Genomic DNA, 16,658 nt, shown 5'->3' on the forward strand with positions numbered 1-16,658 from the left:
ATTAAGGCTTCTTTGTTTACTCATCTGTCTGGTCAACAAGCGCACTAGAATTCAAGCCCCGTGGATTGAATTGTTTATGTGCCGCCAAATATTCTGCAATCGCCTCGTCGTACACCTCTTCCAAGGCAAGCTGCTGCTCTTGCGACGCGACGTCTCTCTTTGCAATTCGCACGTCAATCGGACTGTTGTTTGAAATCCCCAACCAGCCTACAACTGCTACGGCCGCAAAAGAGGCGGCAATTTTCATCCAGGAATGTTCAGCCGGCTTCTTAATCCTACTTAATAATGGAGCCACTATGGTAGGCTCCGCATCCAAAACCTCATGAAATCGACTCTTTGACAGACCCGCCCGGCCTTCGGAGCGAATAACGTCGCCTATTACATGGTAAGCTCGCCACACTTCCCTAAAATGAGGAGATTTTTTGAGGGCTTGATAAGTTACAGCCTCCTGTTGTTCCTCCAGTTCGCCATCCATGAGGCTTGAAATATGCTCTTCATCTACCATCGTTTACCCTCTCCAACATCTAACATGGGCTTAATCTTTCGAGATATCGCCTCACGAGCCCGGAAAATTCTAGATCGAACGGTACCAATGGGACATCCCATAACGCCCGCAATATCCTCATAACTCATACCTTCGATTTCACGCAACATTATCGCCTCCCTCAGATCTGCCGGCAATTCGTCCATTGTTTTGTTCACAGTCTCACCGATTTGCTTCGTTATGAGTTCCGCCTCGGGTGTCGCACTATCACTGATGAATTGATCTTCGTCTAATTCATCATCATCATTTTTTTCAAATTGGCTCAACGATATAGGTCGTTTCGATGCTGCGACAAGATGATTTTTAGCAGTATTAATGGCTATTCTGTACAACCAAGTGTAGAACGCGCTGTCACCCCGAAATTTCGCCAAAGCTCGGTAGGCCTTGATGAACGACTCTTGCACGACATCCTCAACCTCCGATTCGGAACGAACAAACCGTGTCACTAAACGACTTACTCTACGTTGATACTTCGTAAATAGCATCTCAAACGCGACTTTATCACCACGTTGAACCCGCAGAACCAGGCTGTTATCCTTCTCTCGCTCAGACATAACCTGGAGCTTACCAGATTGCTGTGTCTTGTTAGCATTTACGAGGAGATCTAAGTGAGCATCAAGTGGTATGTCCACGATTTTACCCCTACTATTTATATATACTTGCATAGGAACATCAAACAGCAGCGTGAGTTCCCCAACGATCGCAAAAAAAATGCTCTGACCCATTGAATTGCGTTAACCTAGCTAAACTTTATCTAATCAAATAAGTTAAACCATTGATCAGTTTCGATATAGTCATTTTAGGTAGCGGATTAGCCGGCTTAGCTACTGCACTCAGGCTCGCACCGCATCGGAGAGTCGCTGTCGTGACCAAAAGGACCATGCTCGATGGAGCTAGCAACTGGGCTCAAGGTGGTATTGCGGCGGTTGTCGACGTGTTTGACACTCATGAATCGCACGTTACAGACACCCTAGTTGCGGGATCGTACCTGAGTGACACTGATGTCACTCGATTCGTTGTTGAAAAGGGCGCTCAAGGGATTAAGTGGCTCATTGATCAAGGCGTGAATTTCACGAAAGATGAAAATACGTCCTCAGGACTCCACCTAACTATGGAGGGAGGACATAGTTTTCGGAGAATTATTCACGCGGATGATGCGACTGGGCACGCAGTCCAAGCAACGCTCGAAGAGCGGGTTCGCGCACATCCCAATATCACTATTTTAGAGAATCACGTAGGTATCGACCTGATCACAAAACGGGATTATGTCTCCGCAAAAAACCAGTGCTGCGGTATCTACGTGCTAGATGCTGATAAAGATGTCGTCGTTGCGATTCAATCACCTGCTGTGATTCTAGCTACGGGCGGTGCGGGGAAAACTTATTTGTATACAACCAATCCAGACACATCGACTGGAGATGGTATTGCTATTGGATGGCGTGCAGGTTGCAGCGTATCCAACATGGAATTCATACAATTTCACCCAACCTGTCTGTATCACCCTGAGGCAAAATCCTTCTTGATCTCTGAAGCTATTCGCGGCGAAGGTGGATTATTATTGCTACCGAATGGTCACCGATTTATGCCTGGGTACGACAAACGAGCAGAGTTGGCTCCACGTGATATTGTCGCAAGGAGTATCGATGCAGAGATGAAAAAACATGGTGTCGATTGTGTTTATTTAGATATTTCACACAGAGGATTATCGTTCATTAAAGAGCACTTCCCAAACATTTTTAACCGCTGCTTAGAACTTGGTATAGACGCGTCCAAAGAGCCTATTCCCGTCGTACCAGCCGCTCACTATACCTGCGGTGGAATCAATACCTCTTTAGATGGATTGACCGATATTAACGGACTTTATGCCATAGGAGAGACTGCCCATACTGGACTTCATGGCGCAAACCGTCTTGCAAGTAATTCTCTTCTGGAGTGTTTGGTTTTTTCAGAGCAAGCGACAAAACACATACTCGCTCAAGAACAGCTCGCATTAGAAACGGTAGCAGAATGGGATGAAAGTCGCGTCACAAATTCGGATGAAGAAGTTATTATTGCTCATAATTGGGATGAACTGAGACGTTTTATGTGGAACTATGTGGGTATCGTGAGAACAACAAAAAGACTCGAACGTGCGGAGCGCCGACTGAAATTGCTGCAGGAAGAAATCAGAGACTACTATTCAAATTTTAGAGTTACCCGAGATGTTTTAGAGCTGAGAAATCTCGTTGTTGTATCGGAACTGATTGTACGATGCGCACTTAAACGCAAAGAAAGTCGGGGTTTACACTTCAGTACTGACTACCCTGGCATGGAAGCAACAGCTTTAAACACTACCTGCCAACCTACAAATTTATGATGTCACAGAAATCGAATTATAAGCAATCAAGATGGTCGAGTCTGATAGCACGTACAACTGATCAAATTAAAGAACATCGCGTTTTACCGACAGATCCCTTAAACAGCAGACCAATGATCACTCCTTTAGTGAATATGTCTGTCGTAAGCGTCAGCGGCGGCGACGCAACTGCATTTTTAGACTCGCAACTAACAAGCGACATTAAGAATTTAACAGATAAAAAACTGCTCCGATCAGGTTACTGCAACCCCAAAGGACGTTTAATAGCAACTCCATATGTCTTCAGAAATACGGATAGTTTCAATTTGCTGCTTCCCGATAATTTAGTAGATGAGTTCGTATCAAGACTGTCTCGTTTTATCCTAAGGGCAAAAGTCAAAATTACCCTCAATGAAGGCGACGCAGCTATTGGGTTGATCGCTAAATCGAGATTGCTGCCAATTACTGAAATAGATACCATCGTAGGTGTTCAGATCATGTCACTAAATGCGACACAAGCTATTTTGGTATGCCCATTTGACTCATTAGGACTTCTGTGGGGTCACTTAACCGCTACACACTTAATCTGTAGGGAAGACCTTTGGCGACTTGAGGCTATTCGTAATGGAATCGTCAATGTAAACAATGACACAAAAGAGCACTTCCTGCCTCAGATGATCAATTTAGACAAGGGAGATGGCGTGAGTTTCACAAAAGGTTGTTATCCAGGACAAGAGATTGTTGCTCGCACTAAATACCTCGGTTCTGTAAAACGAAAGTTATACCAATTTAAATCAGATACACCGCTCCATGCGGGAATGACCCTTTTGAACGCGAGTGGCGCGACGTCGGGTCTTGTATGTGACACAGCTCCCGTAGGCTTCGACAATCATGGATACGAGGGGCTAGCAGTTATCCAATCGGAATACGTTAACGAACAGCACCTCACGTCGTCGAATTTATGTCAAATTGAAGTATTAAAGGCTTTTTGAACGATGTGTCTTGTCTTGCTTGCGTGGAAAATGCACCCCCAATATTCCCTAATTATTGCCTCGAATCGAGATGAGTATCATGACCGCCCCTCCGCCTCAATACATCGCTGGAGAGATTATCCAAACATCGTTGCAGGTCTAGATTTAGAACGATTAGGTACCTGGATGGGTGTCACCGAATCGGGACGTTGGGCCATAGTTACAAATTTTCGGGAACAAAAAACTACATCGAATCTCATCCAATCTCGAGGGAATCTAACAAAAAATTTTTTAACCAGTAAACAATCAGTCAAATCCTACGTTTCGTCAATAGAAAAAACAGCTGCATCCTATAATGGTTTTAATCTACTCGTAGGAGATGTGTCATCAATGAGCTACGTGACCAACAGACAGACAGCCGGGATGCCACACACACAGTCAATTGAAAAATCTGGGGTCTATGGCCTTAGCAACCATCTACTCGATACCAATTGGCCAAAGGTAACGAACGGAAAAAAATTATTCACAAATTTAATCAATGATAATAAGATGATCCGATTCGAGGAGATTGTGACTTTGATGTCAAACGCCACTAAGGCAGGCGATGAAGCTCTCCCCAACACAGGTATTGCCTTAGATTGCGAGCGAACCTTATCTCCCATGTTCATCACTTCAACTTACTACGGGACTCGAGCCACCTCTTTACTGTTGATCAGTCCAGATGCTTCAAAAATTGAATTCTCTGAAATGACATTCGATCACAAAGGTAATCCAATTACGAATCAAACCATCGTCATTTAAAAGTTACTTATCAAGAGCTTTCGCATTAAGCTTACTTTTCAACAACCCCGCTGAGAAATGGGACAAAGCTGACTTCGTCATGTTTTTTAACGTCATATCCTGATTCGAGCTTAATCACTTCGGTCAAATATTGTTTTGTTTTGCCAAGAGGAATGATGAGCCGCCCTCCCAGCGCCAAGAGTTCAATCAAGTGTTCCGGAAGCGATACAGCTCCTGCAGCAACAACAATAGCATCTAACGGGAAAAGAGTATCTAGCGCCTCCGAACCATCTGCATGCTTCAAACGAACATTGTGACAACGCAATGAACGCAGTCGGACCCTAGCACCACTGAGTAGCTTACCAATCCTTTCGATCGAATACACTTCTTTGGCTATTCGTGACAAAACAGCAGCCTGGTATCCGCAACCGGTACCTATTTCAAGGACACGCTTTAATGGTGAGCCAGCTCGAGCAAGTTCACACGACCTTGCCACAGTCAGTGGTCTCGAAATAGTTTGTCCAAATCCGATGGGGAGCGACACGTCATCGTAAGCACGGCTTGCTAAAGCCTCCTCAACAAATACGTGCCTAGGAACCACACTTAGAGCCTGAAGAACAACCTCGTCAGCGATACCTTCGTCTCGCAAGCGATCGACCATCCGCCGCCTCGTGCGATCAGAGGTCATCCCTATCCCGACCTTATGCTCTCCAGAGATACTCACGACTTTAAAAAAACCTATATGTTGATGATGCTAACGACTAAGAAAATCAAATCGAGCACCAACAGACACGTCGGTTAAGTCGACTTGGAGCGGCGTAATCGAAACAAAACCTCCCTCTACCGCGTCAAAATCAGTCCCACTGCTCCGATCTTTCGCTGATCCAGCAGCACCGATCCAATACACAGTTTGCCCACGAGGATTTTTAGTTTGAACGACACCTTCTGCTTTGTGTCTGCGACCCAAACGGGTGATTCGCATTCCCGTAATACTGTCCGACTTAATATCAGGAACGTTTACATTCAGTAAGAATGGAGATTGCTTCACAATATCTAGACAGCTCAACACAATGTCCCGAGCAACTTTTGCAGCTGTCGGAAAATGTTCACCATTTTTACTGGCAAGTGATACCGCAATAGCGGGCAACCCAAGCATGAACCCTTCCATCGCTGCAGCAACCGTTCCACTATAAATCGTATCCTCGGCTAAATTTGCACCGTTATTGATTCCAGAAACTACAATATCTGGAATGACATCCAATAGACCCGTAATCGCCAAATGAACACAATCTGCTGGAGTACCATTCACTGAATAGATATTAGATTCGTGTTGATGCAAAACTAACGGTCTATCCAGAGTTAATGAGTTACTCGCTCCGCTATAGTCTTTATTGGGGGCAACAACTACAACCTCTCCAATTTCCATCATTACTTGAATAAGAGCTTGTAATCCTGGCGCGAAAACCCCATCGTCATTACTGATGAGTATTTTCATATCAGCGAAAATTGATTTTGATATTTTTTAATCATGGGAAACGATCACCTTACCGAGCTCTAATTTGGTTAATATCAATGGTCGGGACGGTGAGATTCGAACTCACGACCCCCTGCACCCCATGCAGGTACGCTACCAGGCTGCGCTACGCCCCGACGGTTAATAAAAAAGAGGTGAAATTATATCAGACAGGCTCTGAGCTCCCGCGAAGAATCAAGAGAATCTCTTCCAATTCAACTGGCTCTACTGAAGAGTAAGCGGCCGAGTCTTGAAGGGGTGTCTTCGTTACAGCGGCGTTTAACTTTGAACGCGCTCCATGAATTGTGAATCCATCTTGTCTAAGTAACTCCTTGATTCTGAGAACGAGAAGAACTTCTTTTTTTTGGTAGTAACGACGTCTAGACCGGCGATCAATAGATTGTAACTCCGGAAACTCTTGCTCCCAGTAGCGCAACACATGTGGCTTAACGTCGCAGAGCCTACTGACCTCTCCGATAGTGAAGTAACGCTTGTCTGGTATTGAATAAACCAAAGTAAACCCTAAAACTTTTAACCCTCGTTCTGGTTTGTGCGACCACTCTTTTCTACACGCTGTTTGAATTTTTGACTTGGATGAAACGTAACAACACGTCTCGCAGAAATTGGAATTGCCTCTCCAGTTTTTGGATTTCGTCCTGGTCTCTGGCTTTTATCTCTCAACTGAAAATTACCAAAACCAGAAAGCTTCACATCTTCACCCTTCTCTAGGCATGCTCTAATTTCCTCAAAAAAAACTTCTACAAAATCTTTAGCTTCAGTCTTATTCAGTCCTAATTTTTCAAAAATAAGATCTGATAATTCAGCTTTGGTCAGTGTCATCTAATTGATCCTTATATTCTGCGTGTTGCGTTGAAACGCAATTCTACTAACTGAAACACTTGCGCCACTGATTCCTCAACCTCTTCATCTGTAAGGGTTTTTTCTTCATTCTGAAACATTATAGCTAAAGCTACACTTTTATTCTGCTCAGCTATACCCTTACCTAAATAAATATCAAATAAAGTCACGTCTGAGAGGTGCCGAATATTTTCAGTCAATATACAAGAAATGATTTGTTCAACCTCCATATCAGCCGCAACCTCAAACGCTACATCCCGTCGCACTGCTGGAACTCTCGAAAAAGCCCTGTATTGGGGCACGCTCGATTCAGGCAAAGCATCAATATTCAACTCGAATGCCACCGTATTGGCATCAAGGTCATACTTTTGACTCAACTCCGGGTGCAATTCACCCAGCACACCTAGCTCTTCTCCGTTGACTACAATAGATGCTACCTTTCCCGGATGAAAGCTCTTATGACGAGTAATCCCAAAGGTTAATTGACTGGTTTTCAGTATATTCTCAAGATCACCCTTGAGATCAAAGAAATCCGCAGTTCGGCTGGTCTCAGCCCACTGTTCAGGAAGCGATGAGCCCGAGATCATACCCGCTACCTTCCTATACTGAATGATCTCGCCAGAGTCACTTCGTTCAAAACACAAACTGCTTTCAAAAATTCGAACTCGCTCGATACGATGACTTATATTTCTTTGTAATACTAACGCGAGGCTCCCCAAAAGATTCGTTCGCATAACTGAGTATTGTTCTGCAATAGGATTAGCCAGGGGAATTACTCCATTAACCACGCTGAAATCATTTTCAAGGAGTTTATCCACAAAGCTATAAGTGATGACCTCCTGGAAACCTTGCTGAATCAAAACTCTTTTGATGCGCTCATCCCAATCTGGCCATTCTCTAGTGGGTATCATATTTGCTTCAGAACGGGGCAACGTACTGGGAAGTTTGTTAAATCCTTCGATGCGAACAATTTCTTCAATGAGATCTTCTTCTAGTTCAATATCAAACCGATAACTAGGCGGCACAACTAAAAAGGCATCACCCTCAGCGGATACACTCATTTCTAAACGCTCTAGGATTTGTCTCATTCTCTCAACAGACACATCGATACCAATCAACCGGTGCACACGCTCTGGTCGGAACACTATCCCTCGTCGCTCGACAAAACTGGAACCTGTCTCTGTAAAGGACTCAACACTACCACCACAAATCTCAGTAATTAGATTTGCCAGCCGCCACAATGCGCGTCTGGACCCTTGCGGGTCTACTCCTCGCTCGAATCTATGAAGTGCATCTGTTGAAAAACCAAGAGAACGCCATTTCCCAGCTACCGATTGTATCGAGAACACAGCGGCTTCTAGAAAAATATTTGTTGTCTCATCGTCTACCGCCGTAAGCTCTCCTCCCATAATTCCAGCCAGAGCTACTGGACCCGAATCATCTGAAATCATCTGCATATCTTCAGAAATCGCTAATTGCTGACCATTGAGCAACCCTAATACCTCACCAACTCGACCATACCTTACTGAGATGTTTCCTTTAAGTTTATCTCGATCAAACGCATGCATAGGTTGGCCAAGTTCAAGCATCACATAATTTGTCAAATCGACGATCGCTCTAATCCCACGAATACCAGATCGCTCTAATTTTTGCAAAATGTGTGGTGGTGTCTTAACACTAGAATTAATACCGCGTATGGTTAACCCACAATACAACGGACATGCTTTTTCATCCGCGATAGTGATGGAAAGATCTTTGTGCCCAATCGAACTTTTCTCCTCTACTTTTGGGTATTGAACAGTAACTCCACTGATCGCTTGCACCTCTCTCGCGATTCCCATAATAGATAAACAATCACCTCTATTCGCGGTTAACTTCAACATAAACACATTGTCATTTAAGTCAAATACATCTCGAATATCTGTACCAACGGCCAGATCAGTCGCAAGCGACATCAAACCAGCATCATCATCGGATATATCTAGTTCGCGTCCTGAACACAGCATCCCTAGCGATAACTCACCTTTGAAGTTCGCACGTTTAATCACTAGGCCACTCGGCAACTGCGCATTAACCAACGCCGTTGGCACTTTCATTCCCTCCGCGGCATTAGGAGCGCCGCAGACAATTTGTAATAGCTTAGACTCCCCGACATCGATGTCACATATTTTTAGTTTATCCGCATTAGGATGTGGCCTAATATGCGTGATACGCCCAACCACCACGCCCTTTAAATTTTTTGCAACCGGCTCAACCGACTCAACTTCAAGACCTGCCATAGTCAAAGCATTTGATAGCTCATCAGTAGTGAACGTTGTAGAACAGACGGATCGCAACCAATTTTCTGAAAATTTCATAACAGATTGTCGCTACATTACTCGGAGAACTGCGATAAAAACCGCAAATCATTTTCGAAGAAAAGACGTAAGTCTGTAATCCCATAGCGCAACATAGCAAGGCGATCTAGACCCATACCGAAAGCAAAGCCTTGGAAACGTTCAGTGTCAATATTTAAGTTGCGTAGCACCTTCGGGTGAACCATGCCACAACCACCTATCTCTAACCAACCATCCTTGAATGTCATGTCAATCTCTGCCGAAGGCTCAGTAAATGGAAAATAGGAAGGTCGGAAACGCACTTCTAAGTTTTCGTTTTCAAAAAACTGCCTTAAGAACTCTCGGACGGTACCTTTTAGGTCGGCAAAGGTCGCTTGATTATCAATCCACAACCCTTCAATTTGATGGAACATAGGTGAATGCGTTGCATCAGAATCAACGCGATATACCCGACCTGGTGCCACGATACGAATTGGTGGCTCGTGCTGTTCCATGTAACGGACCTGAATGGGCGAGGTATGCGTTCTCAGCAAGAGCTGCTCGCCCTCGAGATAAAACGTATCGTGCATCGAACGGGCTGGATGATCTTTAGGCTGATTCAATGCTGTGAAATTATAATAGTCATCTTCAATCTCAGGACCACTCGCCACACTGAAACCCATCGTTGAAAATAAGTCTACCACGCGGTTTAGCGTACGCGTCACTGGGTGTAATCCGCCTAAAGATTGTTTACGACCAGGCAACGTGACATCAATTTTTTCGTTATCAAGACGTTCTTGCAGCGCTTGAGTTTTGAGGTCATTTTTTCGACGTTCTAAAAGACTTTCTATTTCCGTCTTAAGTGAATTAAATTTAGCGCCAAGGATGGGACGCTCTGCAACAGAAACTTTTGCTAAACCTTTTCTGAGTTCTGATAACACACCTTGCTTACCAAAAAACCGCGCCTTCACCTGATCAAGCTCAGGAAGAGTCTTGACTCCTTGAAAGGCATATTCTGCGTCAGTAACTATTTTTTCTAATTCTTGCATGGGCACTTTCATAAACAATAAAGGAGGCCAACTCAGCCTCCTTTATTCTCCACTCAACACCTAGGAGACTAGACCGTGACGCGCTTGTTCTGCTATCTTTTCAAACGCAACTGGATCATGGTATGCCACATCTGCAAGCACCTTACGATCCACTTCAATTGATGCCTTCTTTAACCCATTAATCAAAGTGCTATAGGTTAATCCGCACGCACGAGCGGCAGCATTGATACGTATTATCCAAAGCGCTCTAAACTCTCGTTTCTTCGTACGTCTATCACGATACGCGTACTGGCCTGCTTTAATGACAGCCTGTTTCGCGACGCGATACACATTATTTCTTCGTCCGCGAAAGCCTTCCGCTTGATCTAAAACTTTTTTGTGTCGCGCTTTGGCGACTACACCTCTTTTAACTCTTGGCATCTCGACTCTCCTTTAAGCGTACGGAAGCATTGCGCGAATAGCTGCTTGATCACCAGCAGCCACGGAAACAGTACCGCGCAAATGGCGCTTCCGTTTCGTCGTCTTCTTCGTGAGGATATGCCTCAGATTAGCCTGAGTTCTCTTGATTCGACCGGTACCACCGACCTTGAAACGCTTAGCTGCGCCTCTTTTGGTTTTCATTTTTGGCATTTAAGCCCCCTTTTTTAAGACAGCCAGGCGCCCCTAATACGGGTACTTGTTAAACCTGCAATCCCTTGTTTTAAAACTTCTCATCCGAGCTAATCAGCTCAAGAATCGCATTATAACGATTTCTCCAACTTCTCGCCTTCAGAAGAATCCGCCTTCATTTTCTGACGCTTTTGCTTTTCCTCTGGTTTTAGCGGTGCAACCACCATGACCATCTGTCTACCTTCCATTTTTGGAAACTGCTCAACTTGCCCATGATCCTCTAGGTCACCTCTAACTCGCTGTAAGAGCTGTGCCCCAAGATTTAGGTGTGCCATTTCACGCCCCCTAAACCTCAACGTCACCTTTGTCTTGTCACCCTCAGTTAAGAAGCGAATCAGATTCCGAAGTTTGATTTGATAATCCCCTTCATCTGTCCCAGGTCTAAACTTAATTTCCTTGACCTGTATTTTTTTTTGCTTAGCCTTGGCATCCTGCTTCTTTTTTTGCTCGTTATATTTGAACTTTCCATAGTCCATCAAACGACATACCGGCGGCACTGCAGTCGGCGCTATCTCAACAAGATCAATTTCTGCCGCTTCCGCCTTCGCAAGTGCCTGACTAATTTCCATAACTCCGATGGGTTCTCCTTCGATACCTACCAGTCTAATTTGAGGCGCCGTAATCTCCTCATTAATTCGGGCTTCTTTTTCTCGAGCTATGGGTTGAACCTCCTAATCTAATTTAACTACAAAAAGAGCTAACGCTTAGCGTCAAGCTCGGAATTCAAACGTTCGTAAAGGGTCTCCAACAACATTGGCCCTAAGTCTTCACCACCTCGGCAACGAACAGCGACTTGGCTTGCTTCTACTTCCTTATCACCCACAATCAATTGGTACGGAAGCTTCTGGAGACTGTGCCCGCGGATTTTATAGGTTATCTTTTCGTTTCTCAAGTCGGAAATAACTCTGAACCCCCTAGAAATCAATTGTTTTGTCACATCTTGCGCATAATCTGCGTGACGATCGGCGACGTTCATCACAACGATCTGTACTGGGGATAGCCAAAGTGGCATAGCACCCGCATGATGCTCGATGAGGATCCCGATGAATCGCTCCATTGACCCAAGGATCGCTCGATGAAGCATCACAGGGGTTTTTCTAGCATTATCTTCAGACACGTACTCGGCCCCTAACCTGAGAGGCATCATAAAATCCACCTGGATAGTACCGCACTGCCAAGAGCGACCAATTGAATCTTTTAAGTGATACTCAACCTTCGGTCCGTAAAAGGCGCCCTCTCCAGGAAGCTCTTCCCAGTTCACGCCGCAAGTTTGAAGGGCAGATCGAAGAGCCGCCTCCGCATGATCCCAAACCGAGTCATCCCCTAAGCGCTGCTCAGGCCGTAATGCTAATTTAATCGCGATATTTTTAAACTTGAAATCACTGTAAGTTTTCAATGCAAGTTTATGAAATTCAACAACTTCTTTCTCTATTTGTTGGTCTGTACAGAAAATGTGTCCATCATCCTGAGTGAACGCCCTGACGCGCATGAGACCATGCAATGCGCCCGAGGGTTCATTACGATGACAACCACCAAACTCACCGTATCTCAGGGGCAGATCGCGATAACTACGCAAACCACTATTGAAAATTTGCACATGCCCAGGACAGTTCATCGGCTTGACGGCATATTCACGATTCTCTGAGGCCGTAAAAAACATATTGTCACGGAAATTATCCCAATGCCCAGACTTTTTCCAAAGCGACACATCCAATATTTGAGGACATTTCACTTCCTGATAGCCATTATTCTCATAGACGCGTCGCATATACTGCTCGACCTGCTGCCACAGCCTCCATCCCTTAGGGCGCCAAAACACCATGCCGGGCGCTTCCTCCTGACTATGAAAAAAATCAAGTTGTCGACCAAGTTTGCGGTGATCTCTCTTTTCGGCCTCTTCAAGTTTAAAGAGATGAGCCTCCAAATCCTCTTGTGTTCCCCAAGCGGTGCCATAAATTCGTTGGAGCATCGCATTATCAGAATTACCACGCCAATAGGCCCCAGCTACCTTTAGTAACTTAAATGCCTTGAGCTTGCCGGTAGAGGGGACATGGGGTCCGCGGCATAAATCAGTAAACTCACCCTGAGAGTACATAGAAATCTCTTCACCTTCAGGCAAATCGCTAATAATTTCAGACTTATACGCCTCGCCAATGGACTGGAAATAATTACTCGCCTCATCTCGCTCGCGAACAGACCGCTCTATGCGCAGATCTTTTTTAGAGAGCTGCTTCATTTTTTTCTCAATAGCAACCAAGTCATCTGGAGTAAAAGCTCGATCAAAGGAGAAGTCGTAATAAAAACCATCCTCAATCACTGGACCAATGGTCACTTGCGCGCTCGGGTAAAGCTCTTTTACAGCATGCGCAAGCAAATGCGCGGTTGAGTGACGAATCACATCGACACCATCTGTGTCTGTATTCGTAATAATAGCCAGTTGTGCGTCTTTCGAAACAACATGATTTAAGTCAACCATATGGCCATCGAGGCGCCCTGCCACGGCAACCTTTCCCAAACTGGGAGCAATCGATCTTGCAATCGAACCTACCGATAAAGACTGATCAAACGTTCGAACTGAACCATCTGGTAGCTTTACATTAATCATTTGTACCTCAATTAAATCTAAGTCAGAACAATATACCAAACTTCACCCATAAAGCGGGAACGCGACCTGATTGAGACCATGCGCTAATGGCACTGAACCTTCGAAAAAATTGGAGCAGGAAAAATACTAATATAATTACGGCAGGGTTGACTTTTCGTACTGCTCACGTTAGCTAAACAGAAAGACTGGAAATATTTTTGACTAGGCTGATACACTTTAGGGGAAGGTATACACAAACTTACGCGTTCTATAGGTATCCTTACAGATACTAAAAAAAGTAAGTCAACATTATCTTTCAGATTGAACTTTTTCACCAAATTCCCAAATACCGACACGCTGGTCGCCATTTAAAAATGTTAATGCGCCTTGACCGTGCATCTTGTCGTCTCGCCACTCACCAATATACTGGTCACCATTTACATATGTGTAGGTGCCTTGACCGTGCATCTTGTCGTCTCGCCACTCACCGACATACTGGTCACCATTCTCATATGTGTAGGTGCCTTGACCGTGCATCTTGTCGTCTCTGAGTTCACCGTAATACTCCTCATCATCTACAGATATGAACGTGCCTTGGCCATGCATTGTATCCTCTCGCCACTCACCGACATACTGGTCACCATTGGCAAATGTGAAGGTGCCTTGACCGTGCCTCTTGTCATCTTTGTATTCACCGACATACTCCCCCCCATCTGCAGATGTTTTAGTACCCTGACAATTATTCCAAGTCACTGCGCGATCTTCTGGGCATGGGGACAACACATCTCTTTCTATCCTACGTTCGTTATTCTTTAAACCGGCGTTTTTCTGCTCACTCTCAAGTTCCAAGCCCTTACTTTCACCTTCCAAGCCCTTATTTTCACCTGCAAATCTGCTAAGCAAGTCTTCCCTGGAGAAAATATGAAGCTGATAGACATTTAAGCCGGCAGACAATATAAGTAAAACAACTAAAAACCAAAAGGTAGAACGACCGATCATAAGGGGTTTAAGCGCATTATTAAATTATCAAATTATACTTAAATGTCTAAGCTTTAACGCCATCTCATTAAAAAAACCGTGAATCTCTATTTTGATAGTACCCGCCTCGATTCTAGGCTAAACATTTGCAATATCACTTCGATCAAAGTGAATTATTTTATGCAAAAAAATCTGCCTACTGTTTACGCGAACCGAAATCACATTAACCAACAAGATCAGGACGACAGTTCACAATCAATTCAGCAACTGATGCCGTATTTGGAAGGGAAATGATCGTATTAACCAACTCGGCAAGATCATCAGCTGAAATCATGTCCGCAAGCGCAACACTTTCTATTGAACTGGTCATATCGGTTGCAACGTATCCGGGACACAATGCTGTACACCGAACACCGTCTGCCCAGCCTCCATGTCGGGTTGCATGTGACAAAGCAACGGCAGCAAATTTTGTCATCGAATAACCAACGCCATTACCAAACACCGCCTTCCCCGCTAGCGACGCCACGTTAACCACGCGACCAGAACCGCATTTTCTTAAATGAGGCAGCGCCAGACACGTCATAGATAGAGGCGCTTTGACGTTCACAGACCACATAAGGTCTAGCCCCTTTTCATTGAATTCACCATCATCAACGGATACTGGCTGCATGATTCCTGCGTTATTCACTAATCCATCAATCCGACCATAACGCTCGGCAGTTGTATCTACCCAGACCTTATGCGTTTCTTTATCTACGGCATCATACTTGCTGATCAACACACGACTGGTGTCCCAGTCTTTAACTGTATTCCTCATAGCCTCAATATCGCGAACACCAAGACTGAGCGAAAAACCAGCTTGATAGAGGTTACGAGCAATCGCTAGACCAATACCTCTGCTTGCTCCAGAGATCATTACCACACGTCCTTCAGGAGATATCATCAGTATTTAACCTTTCTATAAATTGGGTGTTACATCCATGGATTCATGGACTTCAAAATAATGCAATGCACCGCACCTCCATACTCCATCGATCAGGCGCCTCATCGGGAGTAGACGGTTCTTTAAACGCACTGTGAAAACTGAACGTACATGGCGCTTCTGGAAATGAGGCATCAGGTTGATCACCTTTGGTTCTCGCGAGTCCACCTTCACTGTCCCATTGTTTGATGAGCAACGCCTCTGACCGATTCATCTTGGGATAAAACCACCAATTGTGGTTTGGATTGTACTTGGCGAAATAATTCTCACCAATACGGTCCTCATAGTGAACTTCAAACACAACAAGATCATCTGGATTCACACGAGACGCGTCACACAAAGCGAGAGGATTCATCTCAACAGGCTCGGGCACGATACTCCGCCATAAATTTATAATGGCGAATCGCCCCCCATTCGAAATCTGTTCCACCTCACTCGGAGGTATCAAGCTACTGCCCTCTCCGATCAACGATCGGATGGTGTCATTTTTGCCCGGAGGCTTCGATAACTGAAGAACCCGTTCCGGAGCACTCGTTAACGTGTAATCACCATGAACGGCGTGCGCTGGCCCCTGCACCTGTTGCCCGCCCGTAATCATTTTTTTTGATTTTTTTCCGACAGCTGACCGAACATTATGGTCAAACGCATACACCACCCGAGCACCCACCGACTCCTTAACTCGATCCGCACACAATGGATAATAATTATGGAGCACAACATCGTTATCAAAAAAGTTGATATTTAAACTCTCTATATCATCATCAACTAATTGAAAACCTTGTTTCTCGAGAGTGGCCGATACCCCATTACGAGCATCATTGACAACAACCTCATGCTGTTCATAATTCACGCCCACCCACTCAGAATCAGTACCCTCCAAATTACGGCGCGTTAATACCTTTCCATTCCGGTATAACGAACTCTGCGAGTCCGCAGATATGTAGTTAAAGATGCCTTTAGTATTCATTTCACTTCAAACCCGCAGTTCGTTATTCAAAACAATTTATTAAGTTAGTCTGCATCTGGCAGCGCAAATCCTTCCAGAACCGTCGTATCAATCCACCAAGAGTTTTTCTCGAT

General features: G+C 44.7%; 18 protein-coding genes and 1 tRNA gene. 3 read left to right on the forward strand and 16 right to left on the reverse strand.

Annotation, left to right across the window (positions count from 1 at the left end):
• Window positions 1-16: 16 nt before the first annotated feature.
• Both O3A65_07230 and rpoE read right to left on the reverse strand, forming a co-directional pair.
• Window positions 17-505, reverse strand: a complete 489-nt coding sequence (locus O3A65_07230) for a sigma-E factor negative regulatory protein (GenBank protein MDA1332255.1) — start codon at window positions 503-505, stop codon at window positions 17-19.
• Window positions 499-1,098, reverse strand: coding sequence for an RNA polymerase sigma factor RpoE (gene rpoE / locus O3A65_07235; GenBank protein MDA1332256.1), 600 nt, complete (start codon window positions 1,096-1,098; stop codon window positions 499-501). Before rpoE ends, O3A65_07230 begins: the two co-directional genes overlap by 7 nt.
• 224 nt (window positions 1,099-1,322) lie before the next feature.
• On the opposite strand from rpoE, the gene nadB reads away from it, so the two are divergent.
• The 3 genes from nadB to O3A65_07250 all read left to right on the forward strand — a co-directional run bounded on the left by nadB (window position 1,323) and on the right by O3A65_07250 (window position 4,651).
• The gene (nadB, locus tag O3A65_07240; GenBank protein MDA1332257.1) at window positions 1,323-2,900 is read left to right on the forward strand and encodes an L-aspartate oxidase; all 1,578 of its coding nucleotides are present in this window, start codon (window positions 1,323-1,325) and stop codon (window positions 2,898-2,900) included.
• 113 nt (window positions 2,901-3,013) lie between these two features.
• Window positions 3,014-3,871 carry a hypothetical protein gene (locus O3A65_07245; GenBank protein MDA1332258.1) on the forward strand — a complete coding sequence of 286 codons (858 nt, stop codon included), beginning with the start codon at window positions 3,014-3,016 and terminating at the stop codon, window positions 3,869-3,871.
• Between the two features lie 3 nt (window positions 3,872-3,874).
• Entirely contained in the window at window positions 3,875-4,651 is a 777-nt protein-coding gene (locus O3A65_07250) for an NRDE family protein (GenBank protein ID MDA1332259.1), read from the forward strand.
• A 31-nt stretch (window positions 4,652-4,682) separates the two neighbouring features.
• On the opposite strand, the gene O3A65_07255 is transcribed toward O3A65_07250, so the two are convergent.
• From O3A65_07255 to O3A65_07320, 14 genes are all read right to left on the reverse strand, one after another.
• Window positions 4,683-5,348 (reverse strand): protein-L-isoaspartate(D-aspartate) O-methyltransferase, encoded by a 666-nt coding sequence (locus O3A65_07255; protein MDA1332260.1) that lies wholly within the window; start codon window positions 5,346-5,348, stop codon window positions 4,683-4,685.
• A gap of 36 nt (window positions 5,349-5,384) precedes the next feature.
• Window positions 5,385-6,125: a 5'/3'-nucleotidase SurE gene (gene surE / locus O3A65_07260; protein ID MDA1332261.1), complete on the reverse strand. Its 741-nt coding sequence runs from the start codon at window positions 6,123-6,125 to the stop codon at window positions 5,385-5,387.
• Between the two features lie 78 nt (window positions 6,126-6,203).
• A tRNA-Pro gene (locus tag O3A65_07265) sits at window positions 6,204-6,280 on the reverse strand.
• A 29-nt stretch (window positions 6,281-6,309) separates the two neighbouring features.
• Entirely contained in the window at window positions 6,310-6,657 is a 348-nt protein-coding gene (locus O3A65_07270) for a MerR family transcriptional regulator (GenBank protein MDA1332262.1), read from the reverse strand.
• 17 nt (window positions 6,658-6,674) lie between these two features.
• Complete coding sequence (locus O3A65_07275) at window positions 6,675-6,983, reverse strand: integration host factor subunit alpha (GenBank protein MDA1332263.1); 309 nt, start codon at window positions 6,981-6,983, stop codon at window positions 6,675-6,677.
• A gap of 11 nt (window positions 6,984-6,994) precedes the next feature.
• Window positions 6,995-9,358, reverse strand: a complete 2,364-nt coding sequence (gene pheT, locus O3A65_07280; GenBank protein ID MDA1332264.1) for a phenylalanine--tRNA ligase subunit beta — start codon at window positions 9,356-9,358, stop codon at window positions 6,995-6,997.
• A 17-nt stretch (window positions 9,359-9,375) separates the two neighbouring features.
• On the reverse strand, window positions 9,376-10,365 hold the full coding sequence (pheS, locus tag O3A65_07285; protein MDA1332265.1) for a phenylalanine--tRNA ligase subunit alpha: 990 nt from the start codon (window positions 10,363-10,365) through the stop codon (window positions 9,376-9,378).
• A gap of 60 nt (window positions 10,366-10,425) precedes the next feature.
• Complete coding sequence (gene rplT / locus O3A65_07290; GenBank protein ID MDA1332266.1) at window positions 10,426-10,785, reverse strand: 50S ribosomal protein L20; 360 nt, start codon at window positions 10,783-10,785, stop codon at window positions 10,426-10,428.
• Between the two features lie 12 nt (window positions 10,786-10,797).
• Complete coding sequence (rpmI, locus tag O3A65_07295; protein MDA1332267.1) at window positions 10,798-10,995, reverse strand: 50S ribosomal protein L35; 198 nt, start codon at window positions 10,993-10,995, stop codon at window positions 10,798-10,800.
• 110 nt (window positions 10,996-11,105) lie between these two features.
• Window positions 11,106-11,693: a translation initiation factor IF-3 gene (infC, locus tag O3A65_07300; protein MDA1332268.1), complete on the reverse strand. Its 588-nt coding sequence runs from the start codon at window positions 11,691-11,693 to the stop codon at window positions 11,106-11,108.
• Between the two features lie 38 nt (window positions 11,694-11,731).
• A complete protein-coding gene (gene thrS, locus O3A65_07305; GenBank protein MDA1332269.1) occupies window positions 11,732-13,639 on the reverse strand; it encodes a threonine--tRNA ligase in 1,908 nt (635 codons plus the stop codon).
• Between the two features lie 288 nt (window positions 13,640-13,927).
• Window positions 13,928-14,617 carry a hypothetical protein gene (locus O3A65_07310; protein MDA1332270.1) on the reverse strand — a complete coding sequence of 230 codons (690 nt, stop codon included), beginning with the start codon at window positions 14,615-14,617 and terminating at the stop codon, window positions 13,928-13,930.
• Window positions 14,618-14,819: 202 nt separating this feature from the next.
• Window positions 14,820-15,539: an SDR family NAD(P)-dependent oxidoreductase gene (locus O3A65_07315; protein MDA1332271.1), complete on the reverse strand. Its 720-nt coding sequence runs from the start codon at window positions 15,537-15,539 to the stop codon at window positions 14,820-14,822.
• Window positions 15,540-15,591: 52 nt separating this feature from the next.
• A complete protein-coding gene (locus tag O3A65_07320) occupies window positions 15,592-16,545 on the reverse strand; it encodes a CmcJ/NvfI family oxidoreductase (protein ID MDA1332272.1) in 954 nt (317 codons plus the stop codon).
• Between the last annotated feature and the right edge of the window lie 113 nt (window positions 16,546-16,658).

The sequence above is a fragment of the Pseudomonadota bacterium genome (assembly GCA_027624715.1).
Classification (GTDB): Bacteria; Pseudomonadota; Gammaproteobacteria; order Burkholderiales; family Eutrophovitaceae; genus Eutrophovita.